Below are 18778 nucleotides of genomic sequence, written 5' to 3'. Positions count from 1 at the left end.
GAGGATTCTTAAATGAGTCGTTTTTATCATAAAAAACCTATATGGATCATGCTTGTTGTATCTGCTTTCATCCTTACCATGTCTGCTTGCAGTCAATCAGGCTCATCTCAATCTGAAGACACAAAGTGGGATGAGATTAAAAAGAAAGGGAAAATCGTGGTTGCAACTTCAGGCACCCTTTATCCAACTTCTTATCATGATACTTCTAATGGCAAGGATCAATTAACTGGCTATGAAGTAGAAGTCGTCAAAGAAGCGTTTAAACGTCTTGATGTGAAAGTAGAATTTAAAGAAATGGGCTATGATGGGATGCTGAGCGCCATTAATTCTGGTCAAGTGGATGCCGCTGCAAATGATATCGACATCACAGATGACAGAAAAGACAAGTTTGCCTTTTCAACCCCTTATAAATATTCCTACGGAACGGCTATCGTACGGAAAGATGATTTATCTGGCATTAAAACTTTAAAAGATTTAAAAGGAAAGAAAGCAGCAGGGGCTGCCACAACGATTTACATGGATGTCGCTCGTAAGTACGGTGCAAAGGAAGTCATTTATGACAATGCGACAAACGAGCAATACTTAAAGGATGTTGCAAACGGCCGTACTGATGTCATTCTAAATGATTATTACTTGCAGACACTGGCTCTTGCTGCATTTCCTAAATTAAATATTACGATTCACCCTGACTTGAAGTACATGCCGAATGAACAAGGTTTTGTTATGAAGAAGGACAACAAAGAGCTTCAAAAAGAATTAAATCGTGTATTAGGCGACATGAAAAAAGACGGAACAATGAAAAAGGTTTCTGAGAAATTCTTTAATCATGCAGACGTCTCTAAGAAAATTGATGCTGATGTCGAAGATGTCGACATTTCCAAATAAGGAGCCGCAATCGTGGGAGATATTCATTTAGAATATATATTTAATCCTGCACTGGCAAAGGCGTCATTTCCATTTGTTATGAAAGGCATCTGGCTGACGCTGCTCATTTCCTTTGTGAGCATGTTTTTTGGTACCATTCTTGGCTTTTTTATCGCTCTTGCCAGAATGGCGAATTCTTGGATTCTTCGGCTGCCTGCACGGCTGTATATCTCATTCATGCGAGGCGTGCCCATTCTGGTGATTTTGTTTATTCTCTATTTTGGATTCCCCTATATCGGCATTGAGTTCACAGCGGTCACTGCCGCCATTATTGGGTTCAGCTTTAATAGTGCTGCCTATATTGCAGAAATTAACCGGGCAGCCCTCTCCTCTGTTCCAAGTGGACAGGTGGAAGCCGCTAAATCATTAGGTCTCAGCTATTGGCAAACGATGCGTGGTGTCATTTTGCCTCAATCCGTCCGCATCGCCCTGCCGCCATTGACCAATGTCATGCTCGATTTGATCAAAGCTTCCTCACTGGCAGCGATGATTACTGTACCAGAGCTCTTCCAGCAAGCAAAAATTGTAGGCGGACGAGAATTCGATTATATGACCATGTATATTTTGGTCGCACTCATTTACTGGGGCATTTGCAGTGTCGTCTCATTGCTTCAGGACTTTTTAGAAAAACGCTATGCGAAATATCTGTAGCAAAAAAAAGAGCAGATCCATGAGATCTGCTCTTTTTTCTTTTTAATGAATGAGCCATAACCATACATATAACCCGAGTAAAGTGAGAATCAAGGTTGGAATGGTCAGGATGATTCCGGCTTTCATGTACGCTCCCCAAGAGATATGGACGCCTTTTTTCTTTAAGACATGAAGCCACAGCAATGTCGCCAATGAGCCGATTGGGGTCATTTTCGGTCCAAGGTTGGAGCCGATGACATTGGCATAAATCAGTCCGTCTCTCATGACACCTGCTGTATCTGTATGTCCAATCGCAATCGCATCAATTAAAACGGTCGGCAGATTGTTCATCACAGAGGACAGCACTGCGGCAAGCACGCCCATAAACATCGTTCCTGCAAGCAAGCCATGTGATGCCCCTTGCTGGATCCATGCCGCCAATATTTCTGTAAGACCGACATTTTTCAGTCCATATACGACGACATACATGCCGATCGAGAAAAACACAATGGACCACGGCGCTTCTTTGATCACCCGCTTTGTCGCCACTTGCGGACTTCTTCTCGCCAGCCACAAGAAAGCAAGGGCAATTCCGCCTACGATGATGGACACTGGAATACCGATCAGCTCCCCCGCAAAATAACCCACAAGCAGACAGCCGAGCACATACCAAGACAAACGGAACATACGGATATCTCGAATAGCTGATGCCGGTTCCTTTGCCTGAGACAGATCGTAGGTTTTTGGAATAAGCTTTCGGTAAAACACATACAGAACCAGCATGCTCGCTCCAAGCGACACAAGGTTTGGCACGAACATATTCGCTGTATATTCTAGAAAACCAATATGAAAATAGTCGGCTGATACGATATTGACCAGGTTACTAATGACAAATGGCAAAGAAGTTGTATCTGCAATAAAGCCGCTTGCCATCACAAAAGGAAGCACCATGCGCTCATCCAGCTTCAACGCTCTCACCACAGATAAAACGATTGGGGTCAAAATCAATGCCGCTCCATCGTTGGCAAAAAAAGCAGCCACAACAGCGCCTAGCAATGTTAAATAAATAAACATGCGGACACCGTTGCCTCTTGCGGCTTTTGCCATATGCAGTGCAGCCCATTCAAAAAAGCCGATCTCATCTAAAATTAACGATATGATAATAATGCCAATAAAGGCAAATGTGGCGTTCCATACAATTTGCGTGACTTCCCACACATCGCCCAGATGAACGACGCCAAAGGCAAGTGCAAGAATGGCGCCTCCACATGCTGACCATCCTATGGTGACACGTCCTGGCTGCCAAATGACAAGGACGAGGGTCAAGATGAAAATCAAAATGGCTAAGGTGACTGATCCCAAAGGTGGCCCCCCTTTCACTTTTCTCATAAAATCTTTATCTATCATACAACGAAATGCATCAGTTGTATGCCATTTTCGCATGTCACATGAAAACCCGCAGGTGATCCCGTGGACCTGCGGATTCCATCATCATTATTGATCTTTTTTCATCAGCATCAATTCAATAAATAACTCACATCTCTGGCTAAAATGACTTAAGTCGATCGAAGTCATGTCAAAAATTTGTTTCATTCGATAGTTTAATGTATTTTGATGAATAAACAACTGCTCCGCTGCTGGCTTTAGCTTGCAGTTATTCAATAAGTAGACTTCCAGCGTTTTTAAAAACGAGGTTTGACTCTCGCGGTCTTTTTCCTTCAAGCGTAACAAATCTGGATTGAAGTCGTTTTTCTTTTTTTGATGGCTGTAAATGGAATCTAAAAACCGGAAGACCCCCAGATTCTCGTAATCATATGGAATCAGTTCTTGTCCTCCGACAATTTTTACTGCCTTGACGACCTCTATCGCTTCAAATCGGCTTGTACTCATTTTCATGACATCACGATACTCTCTTCCCATCCCAATATACAAAGGGGAAGGATGTGCATGCGTTTTTGATTGCAGATGTGCGATGACATCAGCCGCAGTCGCTTTCGGTGAGTGCCGGTCTGACAGGCTGCCTAATATGACGACGATATCTGCTTGAACCGAATAGACGTGATTCACCTTATCCTCTAGCTGCAAATACGTTCGAATGACATCCTTCACATCTTCTGCCGTCTCACTTTTGTTATCGGCAGCGTGCACGACCATGACGGTAAATACGGCTGGCAGAGGAATGCTTAAGTTCTCAGCCTCCCATTTCAGCTCTTCTTCTGTATAAAAATGATCATCCATGACCTTTTTGAAAAACTCTTCAATCTTGCCTTCCTTTTTCTCAAGCTGTTTCTTATTCTTATAAATCACTTTTCCAACCTGAAAGGACGCTTCGTGTAAAAATTGCAGCTCCTCCTGAGAGAGGGAGTCCTCAATGTCCTGCACCCAAATAAAGCCTACTACCTCTTGTTTATGCTTGGCGCTCACAGCCACCCGCCGATTAAATCCGAGCTCGTCATGGCCGCTCACATAAAAAGGCTTTGACTCCTTGTGAAGCCGCTCAATTACCCCTGTTTTCTTTAACCAATCGACCACAGACCCCGGACATTCCTTGGAGAAAATCGTTTGCTGATTGACTGGGTCAAACTGCTGAATGCTGTAAGAATTATAAGCAAGGAGCTGACACTCTGTGCTTTCTAAAATGACTGGTTTTTTTAAATATCCGCTAATAAATGCAATTAATTTATCGACATCAAAAAATGTATGAAGCTTTTCTAATATCTCTTCCATCCCGATTGCTCCCTGATTAAGTGATACATTTATCATACTTCTTTCCAGTCAGATTTGTATAGAAACAAGTCGCAAGCAGGCAAAAAAAGCATGAACCCGTCAGTGCAGGTTCATGCTTTTTCCATATTAAAACATTTCACTAATCGTTTTTGCCTGCATGTGCAGAGCTAGGTAATCTGGACCGCCTGCTTTTGAATCCGTTCCTGACATTTTGAAGCCGCCGAATGGGTGGTAACCAACGATGGCACCTGTGCAGTTACGGTTAAAGTAAAGGTTCCCTACATGGAACTCCTGCTTCGCACGCTTGATGTGATCACGATTATTCGTAATGACAGCACCTGTTAAACCGTATTCTGTGTTGTTGGCTACCTCAAGTGCCTCATCAAAGCTAGAGACTTTCGAGAAAGCCAAGACTGGTCCAAAGATTTCTTCTTGCATTAAACGGGAAGTTGGCTCAAGATCTGCAAAAATGGTCGGGTGGATAAAGTATCCTTCCGAATCATCACTCGTTCCGCCAGTGACTAAGCGGCCTTCCTGTTTGCCAACCTCGATATAATCCGTGATCTTGTCAAAGGACGCTTGATCAATGACAGGTCCCATGTAAACATCCGCAGAAAGTGGATTGGCTGTTGTTTTCGTTTCTGTGATTTCCTTCACTCGCTCAACCACTTGGTCATACAGCTTCTCGTGAACGACAGCCCGAGATCCAGCTGAACATTTCTGACCTGAAAACCCGAAGGCTGATGTGAAAATGGCATTAGCCGCTAATTCAACATCTGCATCCTCATCAACAACCACTGTATCCTTACCGCCCATTTCAGCAATGACACGTTTTAAATGCTGCTGGCCTGGCTGCACTTTTGCCGCGCGTTCAAAGATACGTGTCCCTACTTCTCTTGATCCAGTGAATGTAATCAGGCTTGTTTTCGGATGATCTACTAAGTAATCCCCGACCTCTGCTCCGCTTCCTGGTACAAAGTTGACAACACCCTTTGGAAGACCGGCTTGCTCAAGCTCCTCCACAAAACGGGCTGCAATGACAGGCGTCGCACTCGCTGGTTTTAAAACAACTGTATTCCCAGTGACGATTGGCGCTACTGTTGTTCCTGCCATGATCGCAAACAAGAAGTTCCACGGCGGAATCACGAGCGTCACGCCAGTTGGTGTGTATACATATTGATTGCGTTCGCCTTCGCGGCTGTTCACTGGTTTGCCTTTCGCCAGCTCCAGCATTTGACGGGCATAATATTCTAGGAAGTCAATCGCTTCTGCTGTATCTGCATCCGCTTCATTCCAAGGCTTACCTGCTTCTTTGACAAGAAGGGCTGAATACTCATGCTTTTTACGGCGAATGCTTGCCGCAGCTCTGAATAATACGCCAGCTCTTTCTTCTGGAGATGTGTAGCGCCATGTTTCGAATGCTTTCGCTGCTGCTTGAACCGCTTGTTCTGCCTCTTCCTTCCCAGCCTTTGATACGGTTCCAACCACTTCATCCTTTTTCGCTGGATTGATCGAAACAATCTTGTCTTTCGTTTCAATTCTTTCTCCATTGATCACGAGCGGATAGGTTTGACCAAGTGATTCTGTTACTTTAGCTAATGCTTGTTCAAACGCTTTGCGGTTTTCTTCCTGGCTAAAATCCGTGAATGGTTCATGCTTGTAAGGTGTTGTCATGTTTGTCACGCTCCCGTTTCAAATTATTTTCTCGTCATCCCTTTTAGAGCAAAGGCAATGTTTGCCGGCCGTTCTGCAAGACGTCTCATATAGTAGCCATACCACTCTCGTCCATACGGAGTATAGACCCTCATTTGATAGCCTTCTTTCACAAGTGCCTGCTGCGTTTCTGATCTCATGCCGTACAGCATTTGAAATTCGAACTGACTTGTCTGTATATTGTGTTTTTTCACAATATTTTTCGTGAACTCAATCATTCGATTGTCATGTGTCGCAATGGCTGTATAGTTTCCTGAGAGCAATTGCTTTTCGATCAGCTTTTGATAATTCTGATCGACGTCTTTTTTGTTTGGATACGCCACTTCGGCAGATTCCTTATAGGCACCCTTTACAAGTCTTAAAAATGGCTTCAGCTTGTTTAGGTCATCAAGATCCTTTTCTGTTCTGTACAAATACGCCTGCAAGACCGTACTGACATACTCATATTGAGATTTCATCTCTTTAAAAATGTCCAGCGTTTTTTGACAGCGCTGTTCATCCTCCATATCGATTGTCACCATGATACGGTGCTTCTCTGCCGTATCTAAAATACGTTTCATATTGCGATACACAAGGTCATCGTCAATATCCAGGCCAAGTGATGTCATTTTGAGTGACACGTGGGAATTGAGTCCCGCCTCTGCAATCCGCTGAATGGTTTGAATACACTCAGTCGTCCGTTCATTGGCAATCTCTGCCTTTGTGACAAACTCACCAAGGTGATCAACTGTCACAGCCATTCCTTGGTCATTTAATCGCTTGATAACAGGGATGGCACTCTCAAAGTCCTTCCCTCCGATGATTTTCTTAGATGCAACAGCACTTCCCCAATTACGAGCAATATGGTTCAAGAGACTGCTCTTTGACAAAAACAAGAAGAAATTTCTTGTGACCGACTCCATAAAGGGCACCTCCCACTCTTTGTAAGCTATGTCTTTATTGTAAAGCTCATAAGCTGTCCGCTACAATATTTGAAGATGACAAAAATTCTGACTTTTTTTGTGGTTTTATCACAATAAGAGATAAAAAAGAGCCTGCCGCGATCCGGCTGGCTCTTCCCTGCTTACGCCCACACCTCATCAAGGGTAGACTGCAGCAGCTCATTTAATTCTTGCATCAGGTTGTCTTTCGGCTGATTGTAGCTTTTCACCAATTCATCAAATCGCGCGAGCTCTTTGTCGATAAATGGATGGACATAAGCGAGGCGGTTCTCTACATCCATTTCTTCTCCGTCCATTTTACGTTTGAGCAGCTCATGGATTTCCGCTAAAAGCGGACCTTCCTCCACTAGTTCTTCGAGCAGTTTATGAAAGTCCATCGGCGGAACCGTCCTGTATCGTTCAATCCACTGACAGGCAAGCAGCGGACGAAGCACATAGAAATACTTCTTGATTCGCACCTGCTCTCCTCGTAAATGCCGGCTTTCATTCCGCTTCGCCATATTGAGGTAATGATACATCAATGCGGCAGGATAAAACGCTCGATCCTTTAATTCTCTTAGCTGCTTTGCCAAAGAGAAGGATTCAGCATAGATGATGTCAGACGACAGCCATTCCATGATGGACGGATTCGATTTATTGAATAAGCGAAGTGCCTTTCTAAGCTCCCAGCCGCTGATATCAAGCACATCATCAATCGGCCGTTCAATGACATCACGATGTTCTTCCATTGCCCAATACCATTCTTTTCGAGGAACATATAAAAAACGAACATCGTAATCACTATCAGTCGAGGGGAATCCCCATGCTCTGCTGCCTGATTCGACCGCGAGGCAAATTTTCACGTCATACGTTTCTTCGATGATTTTCAGCTCTTCCTTGATTCTCTCTCTCATCATCCATCAACTCTTTCTATAGAAATCTGCATGACTTCTTCACGTTTTGGTAAAATACGAATAAGACATATATGAAAAAGGAGTTGGATCTCATGTCTATATCTCGCATCATGAAATGGATCACCGGAATTTTTGAAGCCTGTCTTGCCATCCCTGTCATCGGAGGACTATTTATTATTAGCAATGGCTATTCACCGCTCATGGTCATGCTTATTCTGCATATTATCACACTCGTCTTATCGAAGCGAGACCAAGGACCAATGATTGGTAGCATCATTGGGATTATCACATCCTGCCTCGCCTGGATTCCGATACTTGGATTCATCCTGCATATCATCACAGCTCTTGCCCTTATTATCACCGCGTTAGTACCTGATGAAAAAACGAGACAGAATACGAGTTATTAAAAAAGAGGCCCTCCTAGAGCGGCCTCTTTGTTCTTTTATTTGAGCAAGTGCTTTTGTAAGAAGGAGAGCTTCTCTGTTTGAAAAGCCGGGATAAACTCGTGTCCAAAATAGCGGTATACCTTAAGGTCTTTATCTGTTTCTAAATGGTTGTATGCCGCAAACACAGTAGATGGCGGGGTAATTTTGTCAATCAGACCGATCGCCATCAATGTTGGCTGTTTGACCCATCCAGCTAAATTAATTAAGTCAAAATAGCTTAATGTCTCAAATGCCTTTTCTTCCACTTCCGGGTCACTATTTCTCCGAAAGTACGAATTGATTTCTAAATAAGGCTGCTCCAATGCCGCATCCACTGCACGCTCAAAGTTTGATAAATAAGGGTAATCTGCCGCGACGACCTTCGGAATATCTGAAAGGGCTGCAGCTGCTACCGCTAATGCGCCTCCCTGGCTTCCACCAATTACGCCGATCCGGTGTTTATCCACTTCAGGGAAGGACTGAATGACTTCGAGTGCACGAACCGCATCTAAATAAACACCGCGATAATAGTAGGTCTCTTTTGATAAAATGCCTTTTGTCATCCACCCCAAAGCGTGACCGCCTGGTGTCACTGTCTGATCTTCACTGCCGCCTTGACCGCGGACGAGCATACCAAATGTGGCATAGCCGTGGAGCGCCCAGTTGACGATGTCGTGAATGCCGCCGTCATAGCTGGCATTATAGCCATGAAAACGAACGAGCGCTGGATGCGGGCCAGTTAGATCAGGTACAGCATAAAATCCTTCAATTTTAGAATGTCCAAAGCTTTGATACGTCAGGCGGTACACCTTGACACCTTTCACTGGATAGTCATAAGGTTCAAGTATTGGCTTTGCCTCCACTTGGCGCAGTTCTTCGAGTGATTTCTTCCAAAAATCTGAGAAATCAGGGCGTGCTGTTTTCTTTGGTTTATATTTTTTTAGCTCTTCAAGTGGTAAATCGTACAATTGCATATCCGAGTATCCCCCTTTGTTTTATTCATTATATGTATCATAACACCGATTTCTTGAGTGAGAAAGCCATTTAACAAAACCTTCTGACATTTCTATTGGCAAAGATGATGGAAACCTTTATGATAAAGAAACTGGCCTTGAAGACTAAAATAAACCATTACATACATTCATGATTTTCACATGACATATAGCAAATAAAGGAGGAACTCGTATGAAAATCGCCCTTGTCCAAATGGACGTACAAATTGGAGAACCTGAAGTGAATTTTAAAAAAGCAGCATCGTTTTTAGAAGAAGCGGTTCGCGAGCAGCCTGATTTGATCATTTTACCCGAAATGTGGAATACCGGCTACGCCCTTGAACAAGCCGATCAGCTTGCGGATGTAAACGGTGAACGCACAAAACAGCTCTTCTCCTCCTTTGCCCACAAGCATCAAGTGTATCTCATCGCAGGCAGTGTATTAAATAAGCGAACAGAAGATGAAAATATCACCAACACGATGTATGTCTTTAACCGCCAAGGTGAGCTTTTGTTAGATTATGATAAAATTCATTTATTCCGCTTAATGGATGAGCATAACTATTTAACCGCTGGTGATCAGCTTGGTTTATTTGACTATGGTGAAGGTGTAACGATTGGTGCGATGATTTGCTATGATCTCCGCTTCCCGCAGCTTTCCAGAACACTTGTGAACAAAGGAGCGAAGGTGCTCGTCAATACGGCGCAATGGCCGTCAGCAAGAGTGGACCATTGGCGCAGCCTGCTCATCGCAAGAGCGATTGAAAACCAGTCATTTATGATTGCTGTTAACAGAACAGGCACAAGCAGAGACACGGAATTCCCTGGACACTCTATGGTAATTGATCCACTCGGTCGTATCCTGCTTGAAACAAACGATGACGAAGATATTTATTATGCGGAAATTGATCTTCAGCTAGTGGATGAAGTCAGACAGCAAATTCCGGTTATGACGGATCAGCGTCTCGACTTATATTAAAAAGCAGGGTGCTCCCCTGCTTTCAGCGTGTAGACAAACCCTCGCATTCGGTGTCAGGTCTGCGCTCCGGTGCTCACGAATGTCAAATTCGCTCCGCTCCGCTGCTCGCCCTTTCTAGACTGCAAAGGTTTTCTATCACGCTGAAAAGAAGACAAAGGGCTAAAACCAAGATCATTTTAGCCCTTTGTCACCAATCTTAAAGCAGGGTGCTCCCCTGCTGTTTGCGTTTAATTAAACGTTTGTTTAAGCTTTCCCTTGGTTCTGATAAAGGTCCATGAAGGCTTGAGCGGCTTTCGTTAAATACCTTTCTTCCACATATGCAAACACAAGTGTGCGGGTGGGGCATGAATCAATTTGTAAATAAATGACCCCGTTCCTATCCTCTTGTATTACCATTTTCGGCACAACGGTCACCCCTAGTTCGTTTTTGACCAATGCCTGTGCTGTTTGAATATGACTTGTTTCAAAAGCCGCTTTTGGCTGAAAACCGTGATGACGGCACAGCTCCGTGACCACTTGCCGAAAACCGTATCCCTCTTTCAGCATAATAAATGGGATACCTTCAAGAAGTTGAAAGGGAACCATTTCTTTTTGCCCTGCTTGCTTGATGATCTCGTTCAATCCCTCTGATAACCAAGGCTGAGCAGCTTGTGGAACTGCAAGAAGGAGCGGCTCTGTCAGCATTTGTTTCGTTTTCAATGATTCATGCTCGACAGGCATAGATAAAATGGCCAAATCCAGTTTTCCGGCCAATAGAAGTTTTTCGAGCTCACGAGGTGAATCTTCTATCAATTGAACGTCGACATGAGGATACGTTTGACAAAAAGTTTTTAATAAGCCGGGCAAGACATATCCCCCAGTCACTGCTGGCGCTCCAATGTTCAGCTCTTTCCCGATTTCATAAGCTGCTTCTCCCATTTCACGCAGCAAATCATCTCTTTCCTTCAAAATATTCTCAGCCCTTTTAATGAATCGTCTCCCTTGAGGTGTAGGCGTTACTTGTCCATACTTTCGAATAAATAGCGGTGTGTCTAATTCCTCTTCCAGCTTCTTCATTTGCTGGCTTAAAGAAGGCTGTGCAATATGAAGTTGATCCGCTGCTTTTGTAAAGCTTTGCTGCCGGTACACTTCAATGACATATTCCATCATTCGTATATCCACTTTCATCACCTCATAGGTTTTAACTATCCGTGTCATATCTTTTATGTCTTAGACAAATAACAGAAGGAATTCTACGATAAAGAGACCACAAAGGGGGAAAAGAAATGAATCCATATGCTAAAGCCGAGAACCAATTTTCACAAAATGCCGAGAACTATCGAGATTCACCTATATTTGCAGCCGGAGAAGAGCTGGAATGGATGAAAACAACAGCACATGCGAAGGGACATGAGCATTTACTTGATATTGGCTGCGCGGCAGGACATACCGTTTTTTCCTTTTCAGACGTTATCTCTAAAGGGATCGGCATTGATGTCACGCAAAAAATGATCGAGGTTGCAGCAGCACTTGCGGAAGAACGCCACCTGAACCACATTACTTTTGAGCAGGCAGCCGCAGAAGCATTGCCCTTCTCTGATGAATCATTTGATTTAGTGACGTGCCGATTTGCTGCTCACCACTTTCCAAACCTTCCGGCAGCCATGTCTGAAATCAGCCGAGTCTTAAAAAAAGGCGGCCAATTTCTGCTCGTCGACCATTATGCACCTGAAAACCCTGCACAGGATTCATTTATTAATCACTTAAATAGACTGAGAGACCCTTCTCATGTGCGGGAAAGCTCATTATCAGAATGGAAAGAGCTTTTCGATGACAACCAATTGACTCAGAAAGAGATTCGTTACTGGGATCTGCATATTGATTATCAGGACTGGATTATACGCGGACGCACGCCAGAGAATATTCAAAAGGAGATCGTTTCCCACCTTCAAGCCGCAGACCCTGACACAAAGCAGCTGTTTCAGCTTCAATTCGATGCACACCATCAGCCCATTTCTTTCTGTTTAAAAGCTGCACTGATTCAGGGAATCAAGAATTGACCTTATAGAAAAAGTCTACCATTGTCGGTAGACTTTTTTAATCTTCACTGTCTCACAGGTATTGCTTTTCATGTTCGTGACACATCTCTCCTTACGACAAGGAGTGCTAGATCATGTTTCTATTATATGATAAATGAACGAAAATAGGTGAGGCATTTTAGATCCTCTGAATAAAAAAAGAACCTACCCTCTTTGGAATAAGTTCTTCACTGCACGCGTAACTTACGGCGCAATATCCTCTAATACTTTCTCGCGCGTTTCTATCATTTTAAAAGCAAGAATTGCTCCCACTACCGTCACACTTGCAAAAAGAATAAAAATAGTTGAAACACCGCTTACCTCTAAAATAAAACCTATCATAATAGGAGCGATCGCTGAGGCCAGCCTAAGCCACGCTGTAGCAAATGCTGTTCCAATCACCCTCATACGTGTCGGATAAATTTCAGGTATTTAGATACTATTTTATTTTCTCAAAAAAGAAAATGAGAATATATTTCGTTTCCACATGAAACGATTGATGGTTAATTTCAACGAATGACCCATGAGCCTTGAAATATGAGGGTTTCATGAGCCATTTCTCTTTTGTAAAACTTGCATATACTCCTTTTTACTTCACTTACTAAAAGTTACTGGATACAAGGTCGAAATTAAAATAGGTCATCTAGCGGTTTGCAAGTTCTTTTTGTCGATTGGGGAAAAGGTGTCCATATATATCATAAGTTTTGCTGGTACTCTTGTGTCCTAAACGCTGTGAAATAATATAGATGTCTTCTCCACTATTAATGAGCAAAGAGACATGCGAATGTTTAAGTGCATGAATATTAATTGGTGGGATATCCAGATTGTATTTTTCGCATGCGTGCTTTATGAATTCACTTAAATAGGTTCTGTCTGATGTTCTATGATTGAATTTGAAATTCTTGTTTTGTCTGTTTGCTCAATACCGAATTTCTCTAATTCTTCTTTTTGTTGAACTTTCCACTCTTTGAGTAAAGATATAATTTTTTATTAACTACAATGCTTCTATATGAACTTGAGGTTTTGGAAGACGTGATTATGAAATCATTTCCTTGCTTTGTTTTTGTTAATGTTTTATTTATTTTTATTTCATTAGTATATTTATGTTTTCTTGAAAAAATCTTTGTATTTATTGTCATCAAATATTGTGATAAATTTTTGAAACTGTTCTGGTGTCCAAAATTTAATATTTTCTTCGTATATCACTTAGGTTTTTTAATTTTTTCGTTGGGTGTTCTGATAAAAGATTTTCTTCAATTGCCAAATCAAAGATGCCTGTTACATAAGACATACCTTATTTATGTATGAGTGTTTTAGATTGTCTTTTTGAAGTTCTTCACTATATTTGAAGATGTCGTGGTGTGTAATCCATTTAATTGTGGAATTCTTGAAATAAGGGTTTTAAGCTAGTCATTCGAACGTCATGGCAAAATATTGTAGAATGTGTAACGATATTCAGCCAACCCTTTTATTCGTTCGCCTTCGACAACCAACAAACAATACAATCTCTGCTTAAACTTCACCTACATTAAACCCTAAATTTTTCATCAATCAAACTCATAAAAAGTCAACCCTACTTCTATTAAAGAGCATAAGAAGGTAACCGCCAATTGAATGGTTCCCAATTAGTACGATCAATCTGTTCATAAGGAAATGATAATTTAAGATTTTTAATTAAATTACGATAATACTCTACATTTTGAACATCCTCTAAAATTTTCTCGAGGTCAGTTGCGATTCCTATCATACATGTTTTAAAAGTTGATATTGCTGCAGATAAGGCAGCTGATATTGCTTCGGATGCAGCTACTTGAAGTCCTAATGGCAACTTTGTTAGAAATGTACTATAGGCTGCATTTTCTGCACTTTTCTTTGTTTGCATTATACATTCTTGTATTCGTTTTTTTAAATTTAAAGAAGGTATGCCTCTGGTTCCAACCTGAATGTACATAACAAATTTACTTTTACGTCTTTGTAAACACCAATAACTCACCTTTATCTTTATTTTCTGTCCAAGAAATTTTCTAGTAATTGTTTTTGTGCACGTGCCTATTTTAAATTCTGGAATATTGGGAACAGAAAACAAAACACACCTCACTGAATTATTCATTATTTGACATTGGATAGTCCCTGCATAATCGATATACTGCGATTTTATTTGACTTTGTATTGTGTTCCAAGGTAAGTCCTTCTGGATATTAAAATTTGGCGGGACAGCTTCTGGAGCTTGTTCAACCTCATCAGGCACTTGTAAATATAAAGTTTGTCTTTCATTACCTAGAGAATCATTTGATAATGGATAATAATGATTATAAGGAATAAGTGGATAATACACGAAGTGTTGTTGATATTGATTAATCCAGGGCTCATAACTTCTAGGTAAATAATAATAATAAGGTAAATACATACCATCGCCCCCTTATATTTATTGTTAATGTACTGTTATGTTTATATTTAGAAAATTAGAATTAAAAACAATGATATTATTGAAAATCTAACCCCCATCCCCAAAATTATCGGGGGCTCCCTCGCCGGTAGGCAGGAACAAACGGTTGTTTGTTCAATGCCAAGAGGGTTTGGGTGGCGCTGAATATGTCAACTCCTTATCCTCACATTTTTCCGGTACCGTTGACACATACGTTAAATCGCATCACCTGTTAATATAAAGATTTAGCAGCTTGTTTTTAAACGACCATGTAACATCAGCAAGAAACACATCTAACATTTTTTTGTGTTTGTCTGCCAATTCAGCCTCTGCAATCATATCTGATAGATCAGTTTTCCCTAAATGTTCATCAGCTTCCATCACCATTTTCATTTATGTAAAACTTAACATTTGAACTAAAAAACACCTTCAAGGATGTTGTAGCACCTTATGTTGGTGATTTAGTAGGTCAAGTAGTATACAATCTGATCGAGCAGCTGAATGTATCAATTCCATATGATATTACTCTAGGTACCGATGATTGGTATCTGGGGAATTAGAGAACTATGCTATTGAAGTGGCGCAGTTTTTTCATCAGAAACAGGATTTCAAACGCTTGAGTGAATATTATATGTTGGCGTTGAAGCAAGAAACAAAATTAAAAAAGGGGAGATTATTAATGAAACTCAGTCGGGTTATATTCGCAGTAGCAGTGTTAACTAGTGTTCGTTCTGTCCTTTTCAACTTTTGATGTGGGAAGTAACAGTGATTCAATAAAAATTGCTTCGGATAGAGTTGCAGCATAAAATGAAAAAAATCCTTCAATCGTTCTTATTGAACGATTGAAGGATTTTTTAGTGCTCACCAATTGTACTCCAAAACAGGCAGAAAAATATAAAAAACAAGAAATTTAAAAGCAAAAACCACCTTAAAAGCCAATATAATTAACTATTTTAACCCATATACAATCATGAGCGATTGAAGTATAATCATCTTTTTCCCAACCAAATAAAGGATAAAAACATTTTCACTGTCAAAACATCATCATATCTACGAGGACCAGCATCTTTTCTCTTCTTTTTTTGGATCCGTCATCAAACATGGACGTATAAATAAAAAAAGTCTACCCTAAACGGTAGACTTTTTTTATTTCGAATATAAATCCCAGCCAAGCTTGAGTGTGTCCACAATATAATTGGCGACTTCCTCAGCCTCTAAATGATCTGTTTCCACTCTTGAATTATGAAGAGAATAAATCTCCCGGCGCTCTTCAAACAGCTCTTTCATCTCATCAAGCGTCCGGTTGTGGAGAACAGGGCGGTTTTCAATTAAAATATCAAGCCGCTGCTTCCAATTCTCCCAAGACAAGTCAAGGAAAAGAACGGTACAATGCTTCAAGCAGGCGCGTTTGATTTCTTCCTGTTTGAATGCACCGCCTCCAAGGGAGACGATCTTGAGCTGTGTATGTTCACATAAATCGACGATATAATCCTTTTCAGCCTGCCTGAAGAATGCTTCTCCTTTTTGCTGAAACATCTCTGGAATCGTCATGTTGTACTTTTTCTCAATCTCCTGATCGACATCAATAAAATCTCTATATAGCTTTTTGGCAACCAGCTGCCCAATGGTTGTTTTCCCAACACCCATAAAGCCAATGAGGACAATATTCCGCTGTCTTACAGGAATTTCTCTATTGATTTTCATGGTCGTGACACGTCCTCCCTACGACAAGGAATGCTACATAATGTTTCTATTATATGATAAATGGAGCGCGAAAAGATAGGCAATCTTAAAAATTGTGTTTGACGACGTAGCCGAGCTGTTCAGAAAGCCTCTGTGCCTGTTCTTTCACTTTTTGCTGCAGCTTAGGAATGACTTCTTCAGTAAACCGATGGGTTGGACCAGATATGGATAAACAAGCCTTCACTTCCCCATGAATGTTAAAGACTGGTGCCGCTACTGCCGCAGATCCTACCTCTCGTTCATCGATACTGCAAGAAGTATACGTGTCAAGAATATGTTTACGTTCCTCTTGCCAGTCATCTCTCTTCACATGATCAGCCTCAGACGCTAATACTTTTTGTTGAAATTCTTCACTTTGAAATGCCAATAATACCTTTCCGCCTGCACCTGCGTACAATGGCAGCTTCTCACCAATCTTGACAAGATGGCGAATCGATTGCAGCCCTTCCGCTTGTTCGATACAAACCCTGCTTGTTGAATCCAGCACATACAGGTTGACGGTTTCCTTTGTTTCATCACGAAGTAAGTACATGAGTGGTTTAGCCAGTTCTCTCAATTTAATGGACTTTCCTGCAATGTATCCGAGGAGATAAAGCCTTTGACCCAATCGGTATTTCATTGTTTCTTGATTCTTCTCCACAAAATGATTCATTTCAAGCGCCTTGAGCAGTCTCGTTGTCGTAGACATTGCTAAATTCATCTCTTTTGAAATATCCGTTAGCGTCAGCTCTTGACGTTCTTCACTAAAACAATACAGAATATCCAAAGCACGCTGAACTGTACGCAGTCCTGATTCTTCTTTTGACTTTTTATCAGCCATGTTCATTTTCTCCTTTTCCCCTTTGATTTCTTATCGACATCAACGATCGATTTTGCTATAATCCATTTTAAACGTTCCACTAAAAGAAAACAAATTCCACCAGTCGGAATAAAATCACTTGAAGATATTTGATGGAGGAGATATTTGAATGTACCTGCTCGTTTTTACACTTCTTATCAGTCTATATATTGTTCATCAACTATTTCCTGCTCCTATACTCTCCTATTTTGTTGGTCTGCTGGCCGCTGCCTCGCTCACCATTTCTTTTAAGAAAGCAAATGGGCTTTATTTGAAAACAGGTGCTGTATTTCTCATCATTGGGTTGTTCTTATTCTTCTTATCCGGCCAGCCATTACATACGTTTTTTCTTCACTTTCATTCCATGCTGGGCTTGCTTTCTCTCTTTTTCATGCTGCCTTTTATTCATTCTCTCATACATGTTGGACATTTCGATACACAATTAAATAAACTGCTCACACTGCATACAACGAGCTCAAACCAGCTTTATCGCAAGAGTTCATTTGTCACTCATATTCTCGGCATGTTTTTAAATATCGCGACGATTCCTTTACTATATACATCGCTCAAACCGTCGCTCGAATCTCTAAAAGAACAAGTGAAACAACATCTTTATACACGCAACCTCTTGAGGTCATATGCATTATGTTTAAGCTGGAGTCCTGTTGAAGTGCTGGTAAGCGTCACCATTGATGCAACCAAACTAAAATATTATCAAATTGCACCTATTACTTTTGGTTTAATGGTCGTCGTGCTGGCGATAGATTGGTTGCTTTTTTCTCGTCAAAGCAAACGATTACCAAACATCATTCAGTCTTCAGAAACAAACGCCAATCCTCATCGAATTAAGCGAAAAACCCTTCAGCTCGCTTTCATGCTGCTAGGTTTTATGACAGTCGTCTCACTTGTCGATGCATGGATTGGGAAAGGCTATTTATTCGCTGTAGTACTGACGATTATTCCATTTGCTCTATTATTCTCTTCTATTATCAAAAAAAGAAAACAATATATCGCTGTCTCTGTGCCTCATTGGAAAGAAAGAACCCGTCAGCTCTCCAACTATATGTGTCTATTTTTAAGTGCAGGCTTCTTTGTCGATATGCTCCTTGCGACAAACAGTATGCAGCCGATTCAAGCATTTATTGTCAGTATATCAGACCATGCCATTTGGGTTTATTGTGTCATTGGGTTGTATTTTCTGATCACCGCCCTTTGCGGTTTTCACCCGCTCGTCTCGCTTGCTTTGTTAGTCAGCATGATGGCGCCAGTCATCCATGAGCTGCCTGCTCTTCCGATCGCAATCATGCTGATCGTTGCTGGCACATCAACTGTTATGTTTAGCCCTTTTAATGTTTCTGTCTCCTTATTGGCTGATTTGATGAAGATCAACCCTTACCGTATCACTCGCTGGAATATATGGTTTGCCAGCCTTTATATCAGCATGGGCATCGCATGTGCAGCGATCATCACCGTTATCTTTTATACATAAAA

General features: G+C 41.4%; 17 protein-coding genes and 2 pseudogenes. 6 read left to right on the top strand and 13 right to left on the bottom strand.

What is annotated here, in order from left to right; all coding sequences use genetic code 11:
- Positions 1–12: 12 nt before the first annotated feature.
- Positions 13–885: a transporter substrate-binding domain-containing protein gene (locus tag MHB66_RS01915; RefSeq protein WP_046313802.1), complete on the top strand. Its 873-nt coding sequence runs from the start codon at positions 13–15 to the stop codon at positions 883–885.
- Positions 886–897: 12 nt separating this feature from the next.
- Positions 898–1575, top strand: a complete 678-nt coding sequence (locus MHB66_RS01910) for an amino acid ABC transporter permease (RefSeq protein ID WP_034283291.1) — start codon at positions 898–900, stop codon at positions 1573–1575.
- Positions 1576–1617: 42 nt separating this feature from the next.
- Here MHB66_RS01910 and MHB66_RS01905 read toward each other — a convergent pair whose 3' ends face one another.
- The 5 genes from MHB66_RS01905 to MHB66_RS01885 form a co-directional block, all read right to left on the bottom strand.
- Positions 1618–2916, bottom strand: a complete 1299-nt coding sequence (locus MHB66_RS01905; RefSeq protein ID WP_046313799.1) for an arsenic transporter — start codon at positions 2914–2916, stop codon at positions 1618–1620.
- A gap of 132 nt (positions 2917–3048) precedes the next feature.
- Entirely contained in the window at positions 3049–4281 is a 1233-nt protein-coding gene (locus MHB66_RS01900; RefSeq protein ID WP_034283288.1) for a helix-turn-helix domain-containing protein, read from the bottom strand.
- A 126-nt stretch (positions 4282–4407) separates the two neighbouring features.
- Positions 4408–5955 (bottom strand): L-glutamate gamma-semialdehyde dehydrogenase, encoded by a 1548-nt coding sequence (pruA, locus tag MHB66_RS01895; protein ID WP_046313796.1) that lies wholly within the window; start codon positions 5953–5955, stop codon positions 4408–4410.
- Positions 5956–5978: 23 nt separating this feature from the next.
- Entirely contained in the window at positions 5979–6896 is a 918-nt protein-coding gene (locus MHB66_RS01890) for a proline dehydrogenase (protein WP_046313794.1), read from the bottom strand.
- A gap of 161 nt (positions 6897–7057) precedes the next feature.
- The gene (locus MHB66_RS01885; RefSeq protein ID WP_046313841.1) at positions 7058–7828 is read right to left on the bottom strand and encodes a nucleotidyltransferase domain-containing protein; all 771 of its coding nucleotides are present in this window, start codon (positions 7826–7828) and stop codon (positions 7058–7060) included.
- A gap of 92 nt (positions 7829–7920) precedes the next feature.
- Here MHB66_RS01885 and MHB66_RS01880 point away from each other — a divergent pair, with 92 nt between their 5' ends.
- Positions 7921–8235 carry a hypothetical protein gene (locus MHB66_RS01880; protein ID WP_024424319.1) on the top strand — a complete coding sequence of 105 codons (315 nt, stop codon included), beginning with the start codon at positions 7921–7923 and terminating at the stop codon, positions 8233–8235.
- Between the two features lie 35 nt (positions 8236–8270).
- On the opposite strand, the gene MHB66_RS01875 is transcribed toward MHB66_RS01880, so the two are convergent.
- Positions 8271–9227, bottom strand: coding sequence for an acetylxylan esterase (locus MHB66_RS01875; RefSeq protein ID WP_046313792.1), 957 nt, complete (start codon positions 9225–9227; stop codon positions 8271–8273).
- Between the two features lie 211 nt (positions 9228–9438).
- Between MHB66_RS01875 and MHB66_RS01870 the strand changes: the two genes are divergently transcribed.
- A complete protein-coding gene (locus tag MHB66_RS01870) occupies positions 9439–10224 on the top strand; it encodes a carbon-nitrogen family hydrolase (RefSeq protein ID WP_046313790.1) in 786 nt (261 codons plus the stop codon).
- 243 nt (positions 10225–10467) lie between these two features.
- Here the strand turns inward: MHB66_RS01870 and MHB66_RS01865 are convergent, their stop codons facing one another.
- Positions 10468–11373, bottom strand: coding sequence for a LysR substrate-binding domain-containing protein (locus tag MHB66_RS01865; protein ID WP_046313788.1), 906 nt, complete (start codon positions 11371–11373; stop codon positions 10468–10470).
- 116 nt (positions 11374–11489) lie between these two features.
- On the opposite strand from MHB66_RS01865, the gene MHB66_RS01860 reads away from it, so the two are divergent.
- Entirely contained in the window at positions 11490–12263 is a 774-nt protein-coding gene (locus MHB66_RS01860) for a class I SAM-dependent methyltransferase (RefSeq protein ID WP_046313786.1), read from the top strand.
- Positions 12264–12485: 222 nt separating this feature from the next.
- Here MHB66_RS01860 and MHB66_RS01855 read toward each other — a convergent pair whose 3' ends face one another.
- From MHB66_RS01855 to MHB66_RS01830, 6 genes and pseudogenes are all read right to left on the bottom strand, one after another.
- Positions 12486–12704, bottom strand: a complete 219-nt coding sequence (locus MHB66_RS01855) for an MFS transporter (RefSeq protein WP_268748727.1) — start codon at positions 12702–12704, stop codon at positions 12486–12488.
- Between the two features lie 855 nt (positions 12705–13559).
- Positions 13560–13806, bottom strand: a pseudogene (locus MHB66_RS01850) (hypothetical protein); the annotation flags it as partial.
- A 57-nt stretch (positions 13807–13863) separates the two neighbouring features.
- Positions 13864–14688: a hypothetical protein gene (locus MHB66_RS01845; RefSeq protein WP_046313780.1), complete on the bottom strand. Its 825-nt coding sequence runs from the start codon at positions 14686–14688 to the stop codon at positions 13864–13866.
- 243 nt (positions 14689–14931) lie between these two features.
- Positions 14932–15111 (bottom strand): annotated as a pseudogene (locus tag MHB66_RS01840) (hypothetical protein); the annotation flags it as partial.
- Between the two features lie 741 nt (positions 15112–15852).
- Positions 15853–16410 carry a shikimate kinase gene (locus MHB66_RS01835; RefSeq protein ID WP_003214270.1) on the bottom strand — a complete coding sequence of 186 codons (558 nt, stop codon included), beginning with the start codon at positions 16408–16410 and terminating at the stop codon, positions 15853–15855.
- Between the two features lie 85 nt (positions 16411–16495).
- On the bottom strand, positions 16496–17269 hold the full coding sequence (locus MHB66_RS01830) for an IclR family transcriptional regulator (RefSeq protein ID WP_046313775.1): 774 nt from the start codon (positions 17267–17269) through the stop codon (positions 16496–16498).
- A gap of 148 nt (positions 17270–17417) precedes the next feature.
- On the opposite strand from MHB66_RS01830, the gene MHB66_RS01825 reads away from it, so the two are divergent.
- The gene (locus MHB66_RS01825; RefSeq protein ID WP_046313773.1) at positions 17418–18776 is read left to right on the top strand and encodes a hypothetical protein; all 1359 of its coding nucleotides are present in this window, start codon (positions 17418–17420) and stop codon (positions 18774–18776) included.
- Positions 18777–18778: the final 2 nt, after the last annotated feature.

Source organism: Bacillus sp. FSL L8-0167 (genome assembly GCF_038630295.1).
In the GTDB taxonomy this organism is placed as follows: domain Bacteria; phylum Bacillota; class Bacilli; order Bacillales; family Bacillaceae; genus Bacillus; species Bacillus safensis.
This window is presented reverse-complemented; position numbering and strand designations above follow the sequence as displayed.